Source organism: Streptomyces sp. NPDC085900 (assembly GCF_044540925.1).
Taxonomy (GTDB): domain Bacteria; phylum Actinomycetota; class Actinomycetes; order Streptomycetales; family Streptomycetaceae; genus Streptomyces; species Streptomyces gilvifuscus.
Map to the genome: position 1 here is coordinate 14,171 of NZ_JBITSP010000006.1, position 17,114 is coordinate 31,284.

The 17,114-nt window shown below is 72.8% G+C and carries 9 protein-coding genes; 3 read left to right on the forward strand and 6 right to left on the reverse strand.

Translation table 11 applies throughout. The features are described from left to right. The first annotated feature begins 43 nt into the window (after positions 1-43). Together ACIGDI_RS21600 and glpK are read left to right on the forward strand one after the other, a co-directional pair. The gene (locus tag ACIGDI_RS21600; protein ID WP_399898951.1) at positions 44-1,672 is read left to right on the forward strand and encodes a GGDEF domain-containing protein; all 1,629 of its coding nucleotides are present in this window, start codon (positions 44-46) and stop codon (positions 1,670-1,672) included. A 277-nt stretch (positions 1,673-1,949) separates the two neighbouring features. Continuing rightward, positions 1,950-3,461, forward strand: coding sequence for a glycerol kinase GlpK (gene glpK, locus ACIGDI_RS21605; RefSeq protein WP_399898954.1), 1,512 nt, complete (start codon positions 1,950-1,952; stop codon positions 3,459-3,461). Between the two features lie 75 nt (positions 3,462-3,536). On the opposite strand, the gene ACIGDI_RS21610 is transcribed toward glpK, so the two are convergent. Genes ACIGDI_RS21610 through ACIGDI_RS21630 form a run of 5 tightly spaced genes read right to left on the reverse strand, consistent with a single transcriptional unit; the run spans position 3,537 to position 11,498 of the window. Beyond that, positions 3,537-4,142 (reverse strand): ATP/GTP-binding protein, encoded by a 606-nt coding sequence (locus tag ACIGDI_RS21610; RefSeq protein ID WP_200698303.1) that lies wholly within the window; start codon positions 4,140-4,142, stop codon positions 3,537-3,539. Then, positions 4,123-7,740: a hydantoinase B/oxoprolinase family protein gene (locus tag ACIGDI_RS21615; RefSeq protein WP_399898957.1), complete on the reverse strand. Its 3,618-nt coding sequence runs from the start codon at positions 7,738-7,740 to the stop codon at positions 4,123-4,125. The genes ACIGDI_RS21610 and ACIGDI_RS21615 overlap by 20 nt, the downstream gene beginning before the upstream one ends. A 24-nt stretch (positions 7,741-7,764) precedes the next feature. Then, the gene (locus ACIGDI_RS21620) at positions 7,765-8,160 is read right to left on the reverse strand and encodes a DUF742 domain-containing protein (RefSeq protein WP_142150283.1); all 396 of its coding nucleotides are present in this window, start codon (positions 8,158-8,160) and stop codon (positions 7,765-7,767) included. A gap of 9 nt (positions 8,161-8,169) precedes the next feature. Continuing rightward, positions 8,170-8,607 (reverse strand): roadblock/LC7 domain-containing protein, encoded by a 438-nt coding sequence (locus ACIGDI_RS21625; protein ID WP_200698300.1) that lies wholly within the window; start codon positions 8,605-8,607, stop codon positions 8,170-8,172. Then, positions 8,604-11,498 (reverse strand): nitrate- and nitrite sensing domain-containing protein, encoded by a 2,895-nt coding sequence (locus ACIGDI_RS21630; protein WP_399898962.1) that lies wholly within the window; start codon positions 11,496-11,498, stop codon positions 8,604-8,606. The genes ACIGDI_RS21625 and ACIGDI_RS21630 overlap by 4 nt, the downstream gene beginning before the upstream one ends. Positions 11,499-11,919: 421 nt before the next feature. On the opposite strand from ACIGDI_RS21630, the gene ACIGDI_RS21635 reads away from it, so the two are divergent. Beyond that, positions 11,920-12,456 carry a hypothetical protein gene (locus ACIGDI_RS21635; protein WP_399898965.1) on the forward strand — a complete coding sequence of 179 codons (537 nt, stop codon included), beginning with the start codon at positions 11,920-11,922 and terminating at the stop codon, positions 12,454-12,456. 11 nt (positions 12,457-12,467) lie between these two features. On the opposite strand, the gene ACIGDI_RS21640 is transcribed toward ACIGDI_RS21635, so the two are convergent. After that, on the reverse strand, positions 12,468-17,108 hold the full coding sequence (locus tag ACIGDI_RS21640; RefSeq protein ID WP_399898968.1) for a hypothetical protein: 4,641 nt from the start codon (positions 17,106-17,108) through the stop codon (positions 12,468-12,470). Positions 17,109-17,114 lie beyond the last annotated feature (6 nt).

Here is a 17,114-nt window from a genome sequence, read left to right on the forward strand (position 1 = left end):
AACTGGGCCTATGCCCGCGCGCCCGCGGAGCCATCATGCTCCCGTGCGCTCCTGGACGGACACTCTCCGCTTCGCCTTCCAACCGGTGGTCAACCTGGCCACCGGAGGGGTCGCGGGGCTGGAGATACTCGCCCGCCCCGAGACCGGAGACATCCTGGCCGAGGCCCGCCGCAACCCCGAACTCGACGGCCGGCTCGCCGTGTTGGCGGTCCGGGCGGCCGCGCGCCGGGAGACGCTGCTGCCGCTGCACGTCAACGTCTTCGCGGGCACCCTCGCCGACCTCGGCGGGCTGACCCCGCTGCACGACGCCGTACGCGCGGCGGGTCGCCTGCCGTGGGAGGTGACCGTCGACATCGGACCGCCGTACACGCACGTGCCGCAACGGGCCCTGCTGGAGGCGGTCGGCGTGCTGCGGGCGCAGGGGTTCCGGATCAGTGCGGACGGCGTCGGCGACGGGGACGTACCGTTGCGACTGCTCACCGATCTCGCCCCCGACCTGGTCAAACTCGATGCCTCGCTGCTGACCCGGCCGGCCGCGACGCGGGCGATGCGGACACTGTGCGAGCAGTTGGGAGCGCTGTTGTCCGTCGAGGGCGTGGAGACGGAACTGCAGTGCGCCGCCGCGGTGTCGGCCGGTGCTCAGCTGGCCCAGGGGGCGTTGTTCGCGCCACCGGCGCGACTGCCTGCGGCGGATGTGTACGTTCCGCCCCGCTCCCCCGGCGACATGGCGCCGGGGTCCCGTCCTGGGCCGTCCGTGCGGGAGTTCGTGCGGCCCGCCGCGCTGCTGCCCGCGACCGCGTCCGCGGGGCAGGTGCGAGCGCTGCTGACCGGCTCGCCCGAGGTCTCCGGAGTCCTCCTCGTGGACCCGCAGGGGGTTCCGGTCCGGTCGGTGCACCGTTCGCGCTTCCTGCTGTCGATGTCGGGGCGCTACGGCCACGCGCTGTACGCCGACCGGCCCGCAGTCCGGCTCGGCGACCCGCCCCGCACGGTGGGCGCCGACGCCACCGCCTGGGAGGTCCTGGACGTGCTGGCGGTCGGCGGGCGCGAGCGCACCTCGGACGACGTGGCGGTCGTCGACGGGTACGGGCGGTGCGTGGGCGTCGTACGCCTGGCCGACCTGGTGCGGGCGCTGGCCGAGAGCCGGGTCGAGGAGGCGGCCGGGCTGAACCCGCTGACGCGGCTGCCCGGCTCGGACGCGATCACTGGCGAGGTGGACCGGTGCATCGCGGACGGCCGCACGTTCGCGCTGAGTTGGCTGGACGTGGACCACTTCAAGCAGGTCAACGACGGGGCCGGGTTCGCGGCGGGTGACGAGCTGATCCGGTCCGTGGGGCGGACGCTGCAGGGCGCTGCCTCCGGAACCACCCGGGTCGGGCACATCGGCGGGGACGACTTCCTGGTGCTCGCCGATCCGGAGCGGCTGGGTCCGCTGGCCGCGGCCGTGCTGGACGCGCCCTGGTCGGCCGGCGGGCGGCCCGTCACGCTGTCGCTGGCGACCGTCCTGTGCCCGCCCGGCAGCGTGCGCGACCACCGGGAGGCCGCCGCCTGTCTGGCGCCGCTGAAGAAGGCCGCGAAGGCGCTGCAGGGGGCCAGCTGGGTGCTGGGCCGGGCAGGGCTGGAGGGGCTGGAGGTCCTCCGCGGCGCTCAGGCTGCGCCCGCTCCGGCGGGCTGAGCGGCACGCCAGCGTGTCACCGTTGCCGTCCGTGCGCTTGACGCTCTCTGAGTGCCGGTGAACACTTCCGATGTAGGTCGACATCGCCGTACAAACACGCTGTAACCAGGCAAACACCGCAAAAACCGCCTGAAGGGCAGGTCACTCCCCCGCGGGTGATTCGGCTGCGACGGCACGCTCGCCGCCATGCGCAAAGACATCTTCGTCGGTGAGGTCAACGGCACGGCGATCCTGATCCTCTCCGGCGCCCTACTGCAGGAACGACGAAGGGGACGTCATGACGGACAAGTTCGTCGCCGCTATCGACCAGGGCACCACATCCAGCCGCTGCATCGTCTTCAACCAGGACGGCGCGATCGTCGCCGTCGACCAGCGGGAGCACCGCCAGATCTTTCCCAAGCCGGGCTGGGTGGAGCACGACGCCACCGAGATCTGGTCCAAGGTGCAGGCGGTGGTCGCCGGAGCGATCGCGAAGGCGGGGCTGCGCGCCGACCAGCTCAGCGCCATGGGCATCACCAACCAGCGCGAGACCACGCTCCTGTGGGACCGCGCGACCGGAAAGCCCGTGCACAACGCCATCGTCTGGCAGGACACGCGCACCGCGGCGCTGACCCGGCAGCTCGGCGGCTCGGACGGGCAGGACCGCTTCCGTGAGCAGACCGGACTGCCGCTGGCCACGTACTTCTCCGGGCCGAAGGCGGCCTGGCTGCTGGACAACGTGCCCGGCCTCAGGACGCGCGCCGAGAACGGCGAGATCGCCTTCGGCACCATGGACTCCTGGCTCATCTGGAACCTCACCGGCGGCACCGACGGCGGGCAGCACGTCACCGACGTGACGAACGCCGGCCGCACGATGCTGATGAACCTGGAGAACCTCCAGTGGGACCCGTCGATCCTCTCCGCGATGAACATCCCGGAGGCCATCCTGCCCGAGATCAAGTCCTCGGCGGAGGTGTACGGCACCGCGGTGGGCCAGCTCGCGGGCGTGCCGGTGGCATCGGCGCTCGGTGACCAGCAGGCCGCCGTGTTCGGGCAGGCCTGCTACGACGTGGGCACGGCGAAGAACACCTACGGGACGGGCTCCTTCCTGCTGCTCAACACCGGCAACCGGCCCGTGGTGTCGAAGAGCGGCCTGCTGACGACGATGGGCTACAAGATCGGCGGTGAGGCGCCGGTCTACTGCCTGGAGGGCTCCATCGCGATCACGGGCGCCCTCGTCCAGTGGTTCCGCGACCAGCTGGGCATCATCCGCACCGCCGACGAGATCGAGCCGCTCGCGGCAAGCGTCGAGGACAACGGCGGCGCCTACATCGTGCCCGCCTTCTCCGGCCTGTTCGCGCCGTACTGGCGCTCCGACGCGCGCGGGGTGATCACCGGTCTGACCCGGTACGTCACCAAGGCGCACCTGGCGCGCGCCGTCCTGGAGGCGACGAGCTGGCAGACCCGCGAGGTCGTGGACGCCATGTACCAGGACTCCGGGGTGCACATCACCACCCTCAAGGTGGACGGCGGCATGACCAAGAACAACCTGCTCATGCAGCACCAGTCGGACGTCCTGGACGTCCCCGTGGTCCGCCCCAAGGTCTCCGAGACGACCTGCCTGGGCGCCGCCTACGCCGCCGGTCTCGCCACCGGGGTCTGGAACGACCTCGACGAGCTCAAGGCCCACTGGCAGAAGGACGCCGAGTGGACGCCCTCCATGGAGGCGTCGGTGCGGGACCGCGAGTACCACAACTGGCACAAGGCCGTGGAGAAGAGCTTCGGCTGGGCGGAGGACGAGGAGGACTAGGCACACGCGCGTGTGCCGGTGACGGCGGCCCGTACCCCGGTCGGCGGGGGTACGGGCCGCTCCCGTGCGGTGCCGTCAGGTGCCGACGGTCTCGCGGCGCTCCGACGCCTGGGCCATCGCGTGCCGCACCACGCCGATCAGGACCTCCTTGACCGATTCCCGGTCGCGGGCGTCGGTCAGCAGCAGCGGCACGTCGGCGTCGAGGTCGAGGGCCCGCCGTACGTCCTCGATCGGGTAACGGGCGGCTCCCTCGAAGCAGTTGACGCCGACGACGAAGGGTATGGAACGCCGCTCGAAGTAGTCGACGGCGGCGAAGGAGTCCTCCAGGCGGCGCGTGTCGGCGAGCACGACGGCACCCAGGGAGCCCTCGGACAGCTCGTCCCACATGAACCAGAACCGCTCCTGCCCGGGCGTGCCGAACAGGTACAGCACCAGGTCCTCGCGCAGCGTGATGCGGCCGAAGTCCATGGCCACGGTGGTGGTGCGCTTGCCCTCCACGCCGGTCGTGTCGTCGACCGGGCGTCCCGCCTCGGTGAGCAGTTCCTCCGTGCGCAGCGGCCGGATCTCGCTGACCGCGCCGACGAGCGTGGTCTTGCCCACGCCGAAGCCGCCGGCCACCAGGATCTTGAGCGTGACGGGCTCGACCGGAGACTTCCCGCGCTCAGAACGCCCGAAGATCATCGATCTCTTCTCCTGCTTGATGGGGGTGGTGGGACGGTGGGCCGTAGCCCCCGCCGCCAGGGGTTTCGATGACGAGTACGTCGCCGGGACCGACGTCCGCGGAGTCGCTTCCGGCGAGCGCGGTGACGGTGCCGTCGGCCCGCTCCACCCGGTTGGCTCCCAGCGCGCCGGGCTCGCCGCCCGCCATGCCGTACGGCCGCACCCGGCGGTGCTGGGACAGGGTGGAGACGGTCATGGGCTCCTCGAAGCGGATGCGGCGCACCGCGCCGTCTCCGCCGCGCCAGCGTCCCGCGCCGCCGCTGCCGTGCCGGACGGCGAACTCCTCGAGCCGCACGGGCAGCCGCCACTCCAGGACCTCGGGGTCGGTGAGCCGCGAGTTGGTCATGTGGGTCTGGACGACGGGAGCGCCGGGGAACCCGTCGCCCGCGCCCGAACCGGAGGCGACGGTCTCGTAGTACTGGTGCCGCTCGTTGCCGAAGGTGACGTTGTTCATGGTGCCCGAGCCCTCGGCCTGGACGCCGAGCGCCGCGTACAGGGCGCCGGTGATGGCCTGGGAGGTCTCGACGTTGCCCGCGACGACGGCGGCGGGCGGTTCGGGCGCCAGCATCGAGGCGGGCGGCACGATGATGTCCAGGGGCCGCAGGCAGCCGTCGTTGAGCGGGATGTCGTCGGCCACGAGAGTCCGGAAGACGTACAGGACGGCCGCGTTGACCACCGCGAAGGGCGCGTTGAAGTTGCCCGCCAGCTGCGGGGAGGTGCCGGTGAAGTCGACGGCCGCCGAGCGCTTTTCGCGGTCCACGCGCACGCGTACGCGGATGACGGCGCCCGAGTCGGTCTCGTAGGCGTACTCCCCGTCGTCGAGAGCGTCGATCACCCGCCGGACGGCCTCCTCGGCGTTGTCCTGGACGTGCCTCATGTAGGCCTGGACGACATCGAGCCCGAAGTCCTCGATCATGCGGGCGACTTCGTCGACGCCCTTCCGGTTGGCCGCGATCTGGGCGCGCAGGTCGGCGAGGTTGGTCTTCGGGTTGCGGGAGGGGTAGGGCGCCTCGGTGAGCAGCCGGCGGGTCTCCTCCTCGCGGAAGCGGCCGGCCTCGGCGAGCAGCCAGTTGTCGAAGAGGACGCCTTCCTCCTCGATGGTGCGGCTGTCGGCGGGCATGGAGCCCGGCGCGATCCCGCCGATCTCGGCGTGATGGCCGCGGGAGGCGACGTAGAAGAGGATCCGGTCACCCTCCGTGTCGAACACCGGCGTGATCACGGTGACGTCCGGGAGGTGGGTTCCGCCGTGGTACGGGTCGTTGACGGCGTAGGTGTCGCCGGGCCGCATGGACGATCCCCGGCGGCGGATGACCTCCTTGACGCTGGTGCCCATGGAGCCCAGGTGGACGGGGATATGGGGGGCGTTGGCCACCAGGTTTCCGTCCGGGTCGAAGAGCGCGCAGGAGAAGTCCAGGCGCTCCTTGATGTTGACGGACTGGGCCGTCGACTCCAGCCGCGCGCCCATCTGTTCGGCGATCGACATGAAGAGGTTGTTGAAGACCTCGAGCAGAACCGGATCGGCTTTCGTGTCGACATCGGAACTCTGCGTGATCACCGCGCGTTCCATGACCAGATGCCCGTCGTCGCGTGCCACGGCCTGCCAGCCGTCGTCGACGACGGTCGTCGCACTGGCCTCGGTGATGATCGCGGGGCCGATGACCGTCTCGCCGGGAGGGAGGTCCTCGCGGCGGTGGAGGGGTACGTCGCGCCAGGTGCCGCCGGTGTGCAGCCGGACGGCGTCGGGAGCGGCCGGGTGGCCTTCGTACGGGGCGAGGACGGAGAGATCGGGGGGTTCGGTGACGCCGGTGGCTTCCACGGAGAGGGCTTCGACCACGATCGGGCGGTCGAGCGTGAAGGAGTACGTGGCGCGATGACGTTCCTCGAAGACGTGACGCATCGTGTCGGGCTCGGTCAGCTCGACGGTGAGAGTGGTGTCCGTGCCGTCGTAGCGGAGCTGGGCGCGGCGGACGACCCGGATGCGGTCCTGAGGGACGTCCTCGGCGAGGAGTTCGGCGCGGGCCGCCCCCTCGAGGTCGTCGGCCGTCTTGAGGACGGCGGGCATGGCCGGGGGTTCCAGGGGGGCCTCGACGGACTGTTCACGCATGGCGGTGGTGTCGGCGAGGCCGATGCCGAGGGCGGACAGGACACCGGCCATGGGCGGGACGAGGACGGTGCGGATGCCGAGCGAGTCGGCGACCATGCACGCGTGCTGGCCGCCCGCGCCGCCGAAGGTGGTCAGGGCGTAGCGGGTGACGTCGTGGCCCTTCTGGACCGAGATCCGCTTGACGGCGTTGGCGATGTTGGAGACGGCGATCCGAAGGTAGCCCTCGGCGACCTGCTCGGGCGTGCGGTCGTCGCCGGTCCGCTCGCGGATCTCGCGCGCGAGGGCGGCGAAGCGGTCGCGGACGAGTTGCGCGTCGAGGGGCTGGTCGCCGTCGGGGCCGAACACCTTCGGGAAGTGGGCGGGCTGGATGCGTCCGAGCATGACGTTGGCGTCGGTGACGGCGAGCGGGCCGCCGCCGCGGTAGCAGGCGGGCCCGGGGTCCGCTCCCGCCGAGTCCGGCCCTACGCGGTAGCGGGAGCCGTCGAAGTGCAGGACCGAGCCGCCGCCGGCCGCCACGGTGTGGATGTCCAGCATCGGGGCGCGCAGCCGGACGCCGGCGATCTGTGTGGTGAAGACCCGCTCGTACTCACCGGCGAAGTGCGAGACGTCGGTGGAGGTGCCGCCCATGTCGAACCCGATGACCCGGTCGAACCCGGCCAGCTGCGACATGCGGGCCATGCCGACGATCCCGCCCGCGGGGCCGGAGAGGATGGCGTCCTTGCCGCGGAACTGCCCGGCTTCGGCGAGACCGCCGTTGGACTGCATGAACATCAGCCGCACACCGTGCAGCTCGTCGGCGACGTGCCGGACGTAGCGGCGCAGCACCGGCGAGAGGTAGGCGTCGACGACCGCGGTGTCCCCGCGGGGGACGAGCTTCATCAGCGGGCTGACCTCGCTGGACAGCGAGATCTGCGGGAAGCCGATACGGGCGGCCAGCTCCCCGACGGCCTGCTCGTGGGCGGGGTGCAGGTGGCTGTGCATGCAGACGACGGCGACGGCGCGGATCCCGTCGTCGTACGCCTCCTGGAGGGGCCCGGTCAGCGCGTCCAGGTCGGGGGCGCGCAGCACGGTGCCGTCGGCGGCGATGCGCTCGTCGACCTCGACGACCCGCTCGTGGAGCAGTTCGGGGAGTTCGATGCGGCGCGCGAAGATGTGCGGCCGGTTCTGGTAGGCGATGCGCAGGGCGTCGCGGAAGCCGCGGGTGACCACGAGCAGTGTGCGCTCGCCCTTGCGCTCCAGCAGGGCGTTGGTGGCGACCGTCGTGCCCATGCGGACGGCCTCGACGGGCTCCGTGGCGCCGTCCAGCAGTTCCCGGACGCCCGCGACGGCCGCGTCGGAGTACCGCGCCGGGTTCTCCGACAGCAGCTTGTGCGTGAGCAGGCGGCCGTCCGGGCGTCGCGCGACGATGTCGGTGAACGTGCCGCCCCGGTCCACCCAGAACTGCCAGCCAGTCACGTCAGTACCCCGCTTCCGCGCCGCTCACAGCGCCCGGAGGCCGTTGATCACGTCGCGCAGAATACTCTCGTCCACCAGCTCGGCAGGCGGGATCGGCCGGTTGACGTGGACGAATTCCGCGTCCACGAGGTCTCCGACGAGGACCCGGACCACGCCGATGGGCAGGTCGAGCCCGGCGGCGAGTTCGGCGACCGACTGGGGGGTGTCCCGGCACAGGTCGACGATGTCCACGTGTTCGGGGGACAGCGTCGTGTCGGCGTCCGGGTCGTCCGCGTGCGGTTCGGCCACCACCACCGCGATCAGGTCGAGGCGGTGCTGCCCCGGGCTGGTCGTGCGACCGCGTGTCATCGCGTAGGGGCGGACGACCGGTCCGGCCTCGTCGTCGAACCAGTGGCTTGTTCCCTGACCGTCAGCGCTCATGACATCTCACTACCCGCCTGCGGGCAGATCGGTGCGTGGAGCGGTGCCGAGATGCGCGCCGACGCGCTTGACCAGGAGGGTCATCTCGTACGCCACCTGGCCGATGTCGGCGTCGGCGTCGGAGAGGACGGCCAGGCAGCTGCCGTCGCCGGCGGCCGTCACGAACAGGAAGGCCTCGTCGAGTTCCACGATGGTCTGCCGGACGTTGCCCGCCTCGAAGTGGCGGCCCACGCCCTTGGCGAGGCTGTGGAACCCGGAGGCGACGGCGGCGAGGTGCTCGCTGTCCTCCCGGGTCAGGTCCCTGGACACGCCGGTCGGTAGGCCGTCGCCGGAGAGCACGAGAGCCTTGCGGATGCTCGCGACGCGGTCCACCAGCTCGTCCAGGAGCCAGTTCAGCTCTCCGGACTGATCGGTCGCGCTGTGGCCGGTCGCCTTCGGTGCGGTCATCGACCGTCCCCCTTAGTCGTTCCTTGTGGTGCTGTGCCGCGGTGGGCGTCGTCGCCCGCGGCGTTCTCCTCGCGACCGCGCTGCCAGCCGCGCTGGAGCGAGGCCATACGGTTGCGTACCTCGTCGGCGTCCCGCTCGACGGGTTCCGCGCGCTCATCGGTGCGCCGCACGGCGCTCTGGCGCAGCTGTGGGGCCAGGTTGGCCTGGCGCACCCGCCGGGGCAGTGCGCCCGCGCCGGGTCCGGCCTCCGGCGTGCCGGCGCCGGGACGCCCGCCGATGGCATCGGCTCTGCCGGGCGAGGCCGCGGCGGGGCGGGTGCGGGCTGGGAGTGCGGGGCTCAGCGGGTACTCGCCGGGGGCCCCGGCCGCGGCGCCCTCACCGGGACTGCGGGTTTCGTCCGGGCCCGGACGCAGCGGCGACGTGCCTCGCCGCCGGTTGGGCAGGGGCGGTGCGGCTTCGGGGTCCGAGGCGTCCGGCCCGCCGCCCGTCAGGAGTTCCTCGCGGCGCCGGGAGGGCAGCGGCACGGCGGTCTTCGGGTCGGGGCGGCCGGACCGGGCCGACGGGGCCTCGTGCGTGTCCTCGCGCCGGGACCGTGGCTCGGAGACCGGGCGTCCGTGGGAGCTGACCAGCTTGGGTGTGCTGCGCCGGGGCAGTGGGACGGCCGAGCCCGCCCGGTCGTCCTGGTCGCCGTGGGCGGGCCCGCGGCCGTCGGCGTCGGGGCGCCGGAGGTCGTCGTGCCGGCCGCCCGGTTCGTCGTCGGCGAGGGCCCTGGACCGCAGGGGGTGGAAGATGCCGCCGCGTTCGTCGTCCTCGTCGTCGAGCCCGCCCGGGAAGTCGTCGAGGTCGACGGGGGCCTCCAGCTCGACCGGCCCGTTGAGGAGCGCGGCGGGGAGCTGTACGGGCACCCGGGAGAGCTCGTTGCGGCGGCTCTCCTCGAGTTCGGCCTCCTTCGAGGGCTGGGGCCGGTCGAGGCGGAAGCCGATGCCGTTGGTGTCGGGGACGTCGTCGGTCAGCAGCGCGTCCGGGATGAAGACGACGGCGGTGGTGCCGCCGTACGGGGACGTCTGCAGGGAGACGCGCACGTTCTGCCGCTGGGCGAGCCGGCTGACCACGAACAGACCGAGCCGGTCGGTGTCGGACAGCTCGAACTCGGGTGTCTCGGCGAGCCGCAGGTTGGCGTCCAGCAGTGCGTCGGCGGCCATGCCCAGACCGCGGTCGTGGATCTCCAGGGTGAAGCCGTTGGCGACCCGCTCGCCCACGACCTGGACGGCCGTGTGCGGGGGCGAGAACACGGTGGCGTTCTCCAGGAGTTCGGCCACGAGGTGGGTGAGGTCGGCGACGGCCGGGCCGGTGACGGCGACCCGGGGCAGCCTGCGGACCTCGATGCGCTCGTAGTCCTCGACCTCGGCGACGGCGGCCCGCACGACGTCCATGAGCTGGACGGGTTTGCGCCACTGCCGGGACGGGGCGGCGCCGGAGAGGATCACCAGGCCCTCGGCGTGCCGGCGCATACGGGTGGTCAGGTGGTCGAGCCGGAAGAGATCGGCCAGTTCGTCGGTGTCCTCGGTGCGGCGCTCCATGCTGTCGAGGAGGGTGAGCTGCTTGTGGAGCAGGACCTGGCTGCGGCGGGCGAGATTGACGAACACCTCGGAGACGCCGGCGCGCAGTTCGGCCTGTTTGACGGCGGCCTCGACGGCGGCGCGCTGCAGGGTGTTGAGGGCCTGGCCGACCTCGCCGATCTCGTTCTTGTCGTACTCCAGGCGCGGTGCCTCGGTCTCCACGTCGACCTGCTCGCCCGCGGACAGGCGCCGCATGACGCTGGGCAGCCGCACGCCCGACGCCTCATGGGCCTCCAGGCGCAGCTTTCGCAGGTCGCGGATGAGGGTGCGGCCGATGCGCACGGACAGGAAGAGCGAGAAGAGCAGGGCCAGCAGGCCGAGGACACCGGCGACGGCGGCCTTGGCGATGACCCCCATCGCGACGGGGCGTACGCGGTCCTGGTAGCGGTCGTCCGCCTGGTCGTTGAGGGTGCCGAGCTCGTCGAGGACGTTCCCGGCGGCGGAGTCCCAGTTCTTGGCGGTGACCTCGGGGGAGGTGCCGGCTCCCGCGGAGACCGCGGACTGTTCGGCCACGCGCAGCGGGGCGGTCTCGGCGTTCTTCCAGAACCGCTGGTAGCGATCGCTCTCCGAGGAGGGCAGCAGCTGCAGGTTGTAGTCGTAGATCAGGCTGCGCTGGGCGATGAGGTCGGTGACCTTGCGCAGCTCGGTGCGGGAGGGCTTGCCGACGACCAGGGCGGAGCCCAGGAGCGCGTCCTCGCGCGAGAGCAGTTCGCGGGCGCGGGCGAGGTTGACCAGTGCGCGGTACTGCTTGTCCATCTCCACGTTGTCGACGACGTGGAGGTTGGTGAGCAGGACGTAGCAGGGGTCGATCAGGCGGTTGTAGAGGTCGAGGGCCTGGGCGCGGTCGACCGTTCCGTCCTCGACGCTGTGCCGGAGGTCGTCGAGGCCCTTGAACGCGTCCAGCACGGTGCTCAGGCGGTTGGTCGTCTCCTCGCCCATGGCGTCGCGGACGTCGGGGTTCGTGGAGTTCTTCCGGATCCGTGCGACGGCCTTGTCGGTGGCGGCCCGGGTGCGCCGCAGGTCGCTGATCCCCTTGGAGGCCCGGGGGTCGGCGAGATAGACGAGGGACTGACGGCGTTCCTGCTGTACGACGCGGACGGTGTCCTCGATCGGATAGGCGACCTTCTCCACCACGTCCGACACGTTGAACAGCTGTTCCGCCTCACGTCCCGTGAGTACGGTGGCGAAGCCCCAGATCGCGGTGAGGGACACCAGCGGCACGAGAAGCAGCGCCACGATCTTCCGGCGGATCGACTTCCCGCGAAAGCGCATGGCCTCCCCCAGCTCGACCCCCGTCGAACGGGGGTACACATGTACGTCAACAAACGGCGCGAGCCTACTACCGAAGCACAGGTAACTCGAAGACCGGTCCGGAGGATGAACTTCCGCACGGGCGGCGAGACATGGGGAGTTGTCCGTTCATTGCGGCAGATTGCCTCCCGGTTTGCCCTGGAGATGACGGAAGTTCATCGCGCGCCTCTGGCCGACGTGTTGGCCGAAATTTTTCGCTGCTCGGGAATCTTCGACGGGTGCCGTTCGTCCTTCTCTACAGGAAATGGGCGCGGAATCGGCCACAGGAGCCGCATCCCGCAACCCGGCGGCGTAAAACAGCGCAAGCCGGGCAGCCAACTGGGGAGTCGTGCTGTGAGGCACGGAGGCGAGCGGTCTGCTGGCGGTGGGGAGTGACACGGTGATGGGCACGGCGGAGCTGAGCAAGGCGCCCGGGGACGGTGGGGTGACACGCACGGCGGTGCGGCGGGGCACCGAAGCACCGGATCGCGACATTCCGGCAGGCGGACGTGTGGCCGCGGAAGAGGGTGGCGCGGCCCGGGCCCAGTCGTACCGCCCGTTGTGGGTCGAGGAGACGGCGCGCAGGCGCCGGCTGCCCGACCCGGTGCGCACGGCGGCCGTGCGAGCGGTGCTGATCATCGCCGTGACGCTGCTGCAGGCGATGGTGGCCTTCCTGTGCACCATGGCCGGCTCATGGCTGGCCTTCCCGATGGTCATCAGCAGCGTCGTCAGCACGGTGGTCGCCACCTGGGGGGCCGTGGACGTGTGGGTGACCCGCCAGGTGTGGAACCAGCGCAACGGCGTGGTGTCGACCCCGAGCAGCACCGCCCGGGCCCTGCGGCGCGAGCGGCGCCGACAGCGGCGCCAGGAGAAGGCCGCCGTGCGGACGCAGGAGCGGATACGGCGTCAGGGTGGCGCGGGGCAGCTGTCGCACCCCTGACGGCCCGCTGCTCAACCGTTCGTCGGCGCCGGCCGCTTGAACATCCGGGTGGCGGTGATCTCGCTGCGCACCGCCTCGTCCTCGCCGTTCGGGCTCTGCTGCGGCAGCCCGGGCCTGAGGTGCTCCTCCACGCTGATGTACTTCAGCCCGGCCCGTAGGTCGGCGTCGTTGCGGAGCCTGATCACGAGGGGGAACTCCGCCAGCGCGGTCGTGTCGAACAGACCGGTGGTGTAGAGGAGTTGGACGCCCAGCGCGTCGGACACGGCCCGCTGCAGCTCCAGCAGATACGTGGCGTTCGCGCGCCCGATGGGGTTGTCGAGGAACAGTGTGCCGGCGTGGCGGTGCCTGTCCCGGCCACGGTCGTTGGAGCGCAGGGCTGCCATGGTGCAGTACAGGGCGATGGCCGCGGTGAGCAGCTGGCCGCCCGAGAACACGTCGCCCATCTGCCCTACGGGCACCCGCTCGGCGCGCAGTACGGCGTCCGGCTTGAGGATCTCGACGGCGACGCCCTTGGGCTGCAGGGCCGCGGCCACGCCGCGCAGCAGCAGGGACATGCCGTCGCGCCGCAGGTCGGAGTTCTTCTTCACGGCGGCCCGGGTCGCCTCGTCGATGACCTCGCCCAGGCGCTCGGTGAGCGTGGCCTGGTCGGGTTCCTCGAAGCGGATGCGCAGGAACTCCTGCCCGGACCATTCGCCGAGTCCCTCGGGCAGCCGGGACAGCCGCTGGGCGGACCGCAGGGTCGCCAGCGCCGACTCGACGAGGCCGCGCAGACGGTCCACGATCGAGTCGCGGTTGCGCTCCAATTGAGCCAACTCGTCGGTGAGGACGCGGAGTCGGGGCGCGAAGGCGTCGGCCCACTTCTGCGCGTGCTCGGGCAGCGCGGAGGCGGGCAGTTCTCGGATCTGCTGACGCGCGGGGGTGCGGACCTGCTCGTAGCGCGTGGAGTTGGCGTGCCGGACGAGGACGTCGCTCGCCTCCCGTACGGCGGACTCGGCGGCCGACAGATCGGCGGCGCACCCGCGCAGCGAGCGGCGGGCCTCGGCCGCGGAGTGCCGGGCCTCTTCCAGGCTGCCCGGGTAGGGCTCCGGTTCCTCCTGCTCCTCCTCGAAGGCGTGCTCACGCAGCAGGTCCCGCAGCATCGCGGCGATCTCGTCGAAGCCTCCGGCCGAGTCCTCGGCGGCGCGGTGGGCGTCGAGCAGTTCGGCGTGTGCCTGCCGGGACCGGCTCAACGCCTCGGTGCGGGAGGCCAGTTCGGTGGTCGCCGTGCGCAGCAGTGCCTGGGCGTGCTCGGCGTCGCGCGGCTGGAGCTCCTCGGGCAGCTCGGTGTGCGCCTCTCCGTCCTCGGGTGCGTGCCGTTCCGTCTCACCGCGGAGCCGGCCGAGCTGCTCGCTCGCGCTGGACATCCGGGTCTCCAGCAGCTGGACCAGTTCCTCGGCCCGGGCGGCGGCGGCCTGGCGGGAGGGGCCGTCGGAGCCGTCGGGCGACTGCAGCAGCTGCTCGGCGCGGGTGCGGACCTTGTTGCTGAGCCGGTCCAGTTCGGCGCGGGCGGCGCTCTCGTCGCTCTCCGCGCGGGCCTGCTCGGCGCGCAGGTCGGCGCCGACGCCGACCTTCTCGTAGACCTGGGAGGCGGCCCGGTAGGCCTCGCGGAGGGCGGGCAGCGACGCCTTCGGGGCCGCCGCGTCGTCCTCCGGCACGTCGTCGGGGGCGCCCGCGATCTCGGAGCGCTCGGCGCGCAGCGCGCGGGCGGTGCGCCGGGCGTCGTCGGCGGCCCGCTGGGCGGCGCGCCGGTCCTCGTCGGCGGCCCGGGCCCGGTCCAGGCAGACCTGGGCGCGGGCCTCCGACTCGGCGCCCTCGTCGGCCAGTTCGCGGAGCTTGGCCTGCCAGCCGGCCCGCTCGCGCAGCCGGAAGGCGAGTCCCGCGAGGGCGTCGGCGGCGCGGCGGGCCTTCTGCGCGGCCTCCTGCCGCTCGTCCCGCACCTGCGCGGCCTCGGCGGCGGCCTCGTCGGCCTCGGCCCGCACCGTGCGCGCCTCGCTCAGTTCGGCCTCCGCCTCCTCGGCGAACGCGCGGGCGTCGTGCGCCGCCTGAGCCAGTTCCACGAGTCGGCCGGCCGGACAGCCCGTGCGCCAGGAGGCGAGCCGGGCAGCCAGCTCACGGTCCTTGCCCAACCGGGCGGCGAGCGACCGGATCTCCTCGTCGCGCTCGGTCGCCCGCGCGCGCAGCGCCTGCCGCTCCTCGTCGGCGGCACGTTCGTCGTGCATGGCCGGGTTCGGCGGGACGAGGAACACGCCGCCGGAACCGCCGTGTTCGGCGTCGTGCGCCGGGGTCGGCGCGAGCAGGGCGGCCGCCGTGCCGACGGCGACGGCCGAACGCGGAAGCAGCGCCGCGTCGGCGAGGGCGTCCCGGGCACGTGCGTGCGTGTCGGGGTCGGTGATGATCACGCCGTCGACCAGCTCGGGCCGGGCGGCCAGCACGCGCGCGTGGTCGGCGGGGTCGACGGCCTGGGCGAGGTAGCGCCAGCCGGGCAGTGCGGGGATGCCGTGCTCGCCCAGGAACTCGACCGTGGCCAGCACGTCGGGGCCGGGCGGAAGCAGCCCGCCGTCGCCGAGCGCGCCGAGGATCCGGGAGTCGTCGGCCGCGGCCGTGCGCAGCTCGAAGAGGTGGCGTTCGGCGGTGGAGACCGAGTCCTCCAGCAGCTCGCGCAGTTCGTCGGCGAAGCGGTCGAGGTCCTCGGGCGTGAGCGCTCCCTCTTCGCTCTCCGTCTCCTGACGGGGCCGCGGGACCGCCGGCCGGTCGTGCTCGCCGGATCCGCCGGACAGGCTCAGCAGCTCCGCCAGCCGTTCCTCGGCCGCCAGAGCCTCGGCCAGGCGCCGCTCGGCCTCGTAGGAGCGCTGGGTCGCGGTCGCCGCGTCCGCCGCGCGGGCCGCGGTCAACTCCGCGCGGGACTCGGCCGAGGCCGCCTCGCGCGCGTGCTCGGCCGCCTTGCGGGAGGCCTCACGGGCCGTGTCCCAGGCCGCCACGGCCGTCTTCTCGGCGTCGCTGGCCGCGAGGGCGGCGCGCGCGGGGTCGGCGTCGGGCGCGCTGTCGTCGAGCCAGCCGGCCCGCACCGCCTCGGCGGTCTCCTGTTCGACCTCGGTGAGGCGCTGCCGCAGATGTCCGATCTCGCTGCGGGCCCGCTGCGCCTCGGTCGCGGCGGCGGTCGAGTCCCGGTGGGCGGCCTCACCGACCTCCTGCAGGGCGGCGGAGCGCTCCTCCTCCTCGTTGGCGAGGGTCTCGGCGCTGTCGGCGGCCGACTGCAGGGCCCGTACGAGATCCACGGCGGCCCTGGCGCGGGCGGCGAGCGCGGGGGCCGCGTCCCGTTCGGCCTCCTGGATGGCGGCGGCCACGCGCGCGACGCGGTCGGCGGCGGCGCGGTGGCGCAGTACGGCCTCGGCGGCCTGCCAAGCGGAGTGCAGGGTGCGGGCGTCGGCCAGCTCGCGCTTCTGCGCCGCGGCGGACTTCTCGGCGGCGGCGAGCGCCAGGGAGGCGTTGCGGTAGGCGAGTTCGGCGGCGATCAGCGCGCTGCGCTCGCGGGCCCCCTCGGCATGCGTGACCGCGTAGGCGGCGGCGGTGACGCGCTGGGCGAGGTCGGCGGCCCGCACCCGCTCCTGCGTGCCTCGGGCCGACAGCCGGCGGGCCAGGGTCCGGGTACGGCGCTCGGCCGCGGTGTGGACGTCACGCGCACGCGCGCGTGCCTCCGCGGCCTCGATGATCCGTCCGAGGAGGTCCACGGACCCCGCGGTGAAGTCCCGTTCGGCGATCAGCTCGGCGCGACGGCCCAGCTTGTTGCCGAAGCCGCTGACGAGGTCGGCGAGTCCGTCGGTGTCCCGGGTGTCGGTGACGGCGCGCAGCAGCAGGTCGGTGAAGTCGGAGTCCTTCTTGACCGCGAAGAGGCCTGCCGCCTCGCCCTCGTCGGCGTTCATCTCCCGCTGGTAGCGGAAGAGTTCGGGGTCCAGGCCGAGGTCGCCGAGGTGCTCGATCCACCGGTCGTGGATCTCCTCCCAGTGCACCTCCAGGTGGGGGTAGGCCTTGCCGGCCTCGGTGAGGGCGTCCCGGAAGCCCTTCATGGTGCGGCGGCGGCCCTGGGCGCCCGACTGGCCCTCGACCGCGGGGCGTACGGCGGTGGACTCGGCCACCGGCAGGTTGTCCAGGGACAGTCCGGGTCCGGGCCGGAAGGAGTACCAGGCCTCGGCGAACTTCCGCGGGTCGTTGGAGACCTGCCGGCCACGCCACTCGCTGACCTTGCCGACCACGACGCACTCGCCCGTCAGCGTGTGCTGCCACTCCAGGGCGACGTGCCCGCAGTCGTCGGCGAGCAGGAACTTGCGCAGGACGCCGGAGCTGGCGCCGCCGAGGGTGTTGCGGTGGCCGGGCAGCATCACCGAGAAGATCAGCTTCAGCAGGACCGACTTGCCGCCGCCGTTCTCCAGGAAGAGCACGCCGGCGGGCGCGGGGCGGCGCGGCGGCCCGACGGGCTCCTCCTCGAAGAACTCCGCCTGGGTGGGCGCGGGGTCGGGCACGGGCTCGCCCACACCGCGCAGGTCAAGCACGGTGTCGGCGTAGCGCGCACCGGCGGGCCCGATGGAGTAGAGGCGGACCCGGGACAGCTCGTACATGGCGGA

Coding starts and splice junctions, on each gene's coding strand:
- glpK (WP_399898954.1), top strand. CDS start 1,950: ATGACGGACAAGTTCGTCGCCGCTATCGACCAGGGCACCACATCCAGC.
- ACIGDI_RS21610 (WP_200698303.1), bottom strand. CDS start 4,142: ATGATCTTCGGGCGTTCTGAGCGCGGGAAGTCTCCGGTCGAGCCCGTC.
- ACIGDI_RS21620 (WP_142150283.1), bottom strand. CDS start 8,160: ATGAGCGCTGACGGTCAGGGAACAAGCCACTGGTTCGACGACGAGGCC.
- ACIGDI_RS21625 (WP_200698300.1), bottom strand. CDS start 8,607: ATGACCGCACCGAAGGCGACCGGCCACAGCGCGACCGATCAGTCCGGA.
- ACIGDI_RS21630 (WP_399898962.1), bottom strand. CDS start 11,498: ATGCGCTTTCGCGGGAAGTCGATCCGCCGGAAGATCGTGGCGCTGCTT.
- ACIGDI_RS21635 (WP_399898965.1), top strand. CDS start 11,920: ATGGGCACGGCGGAGCTGAGCAAGGCGCCCGGGGACGGTGGGGTGACA.
- ACIGDI_RS21640 (WP_399898968.1), bottom strand. CDS start 17,108: ATGTACGAGCTGTCCCGGGTCCGCCTCTACTCCATCGGGCCCGCCGGT.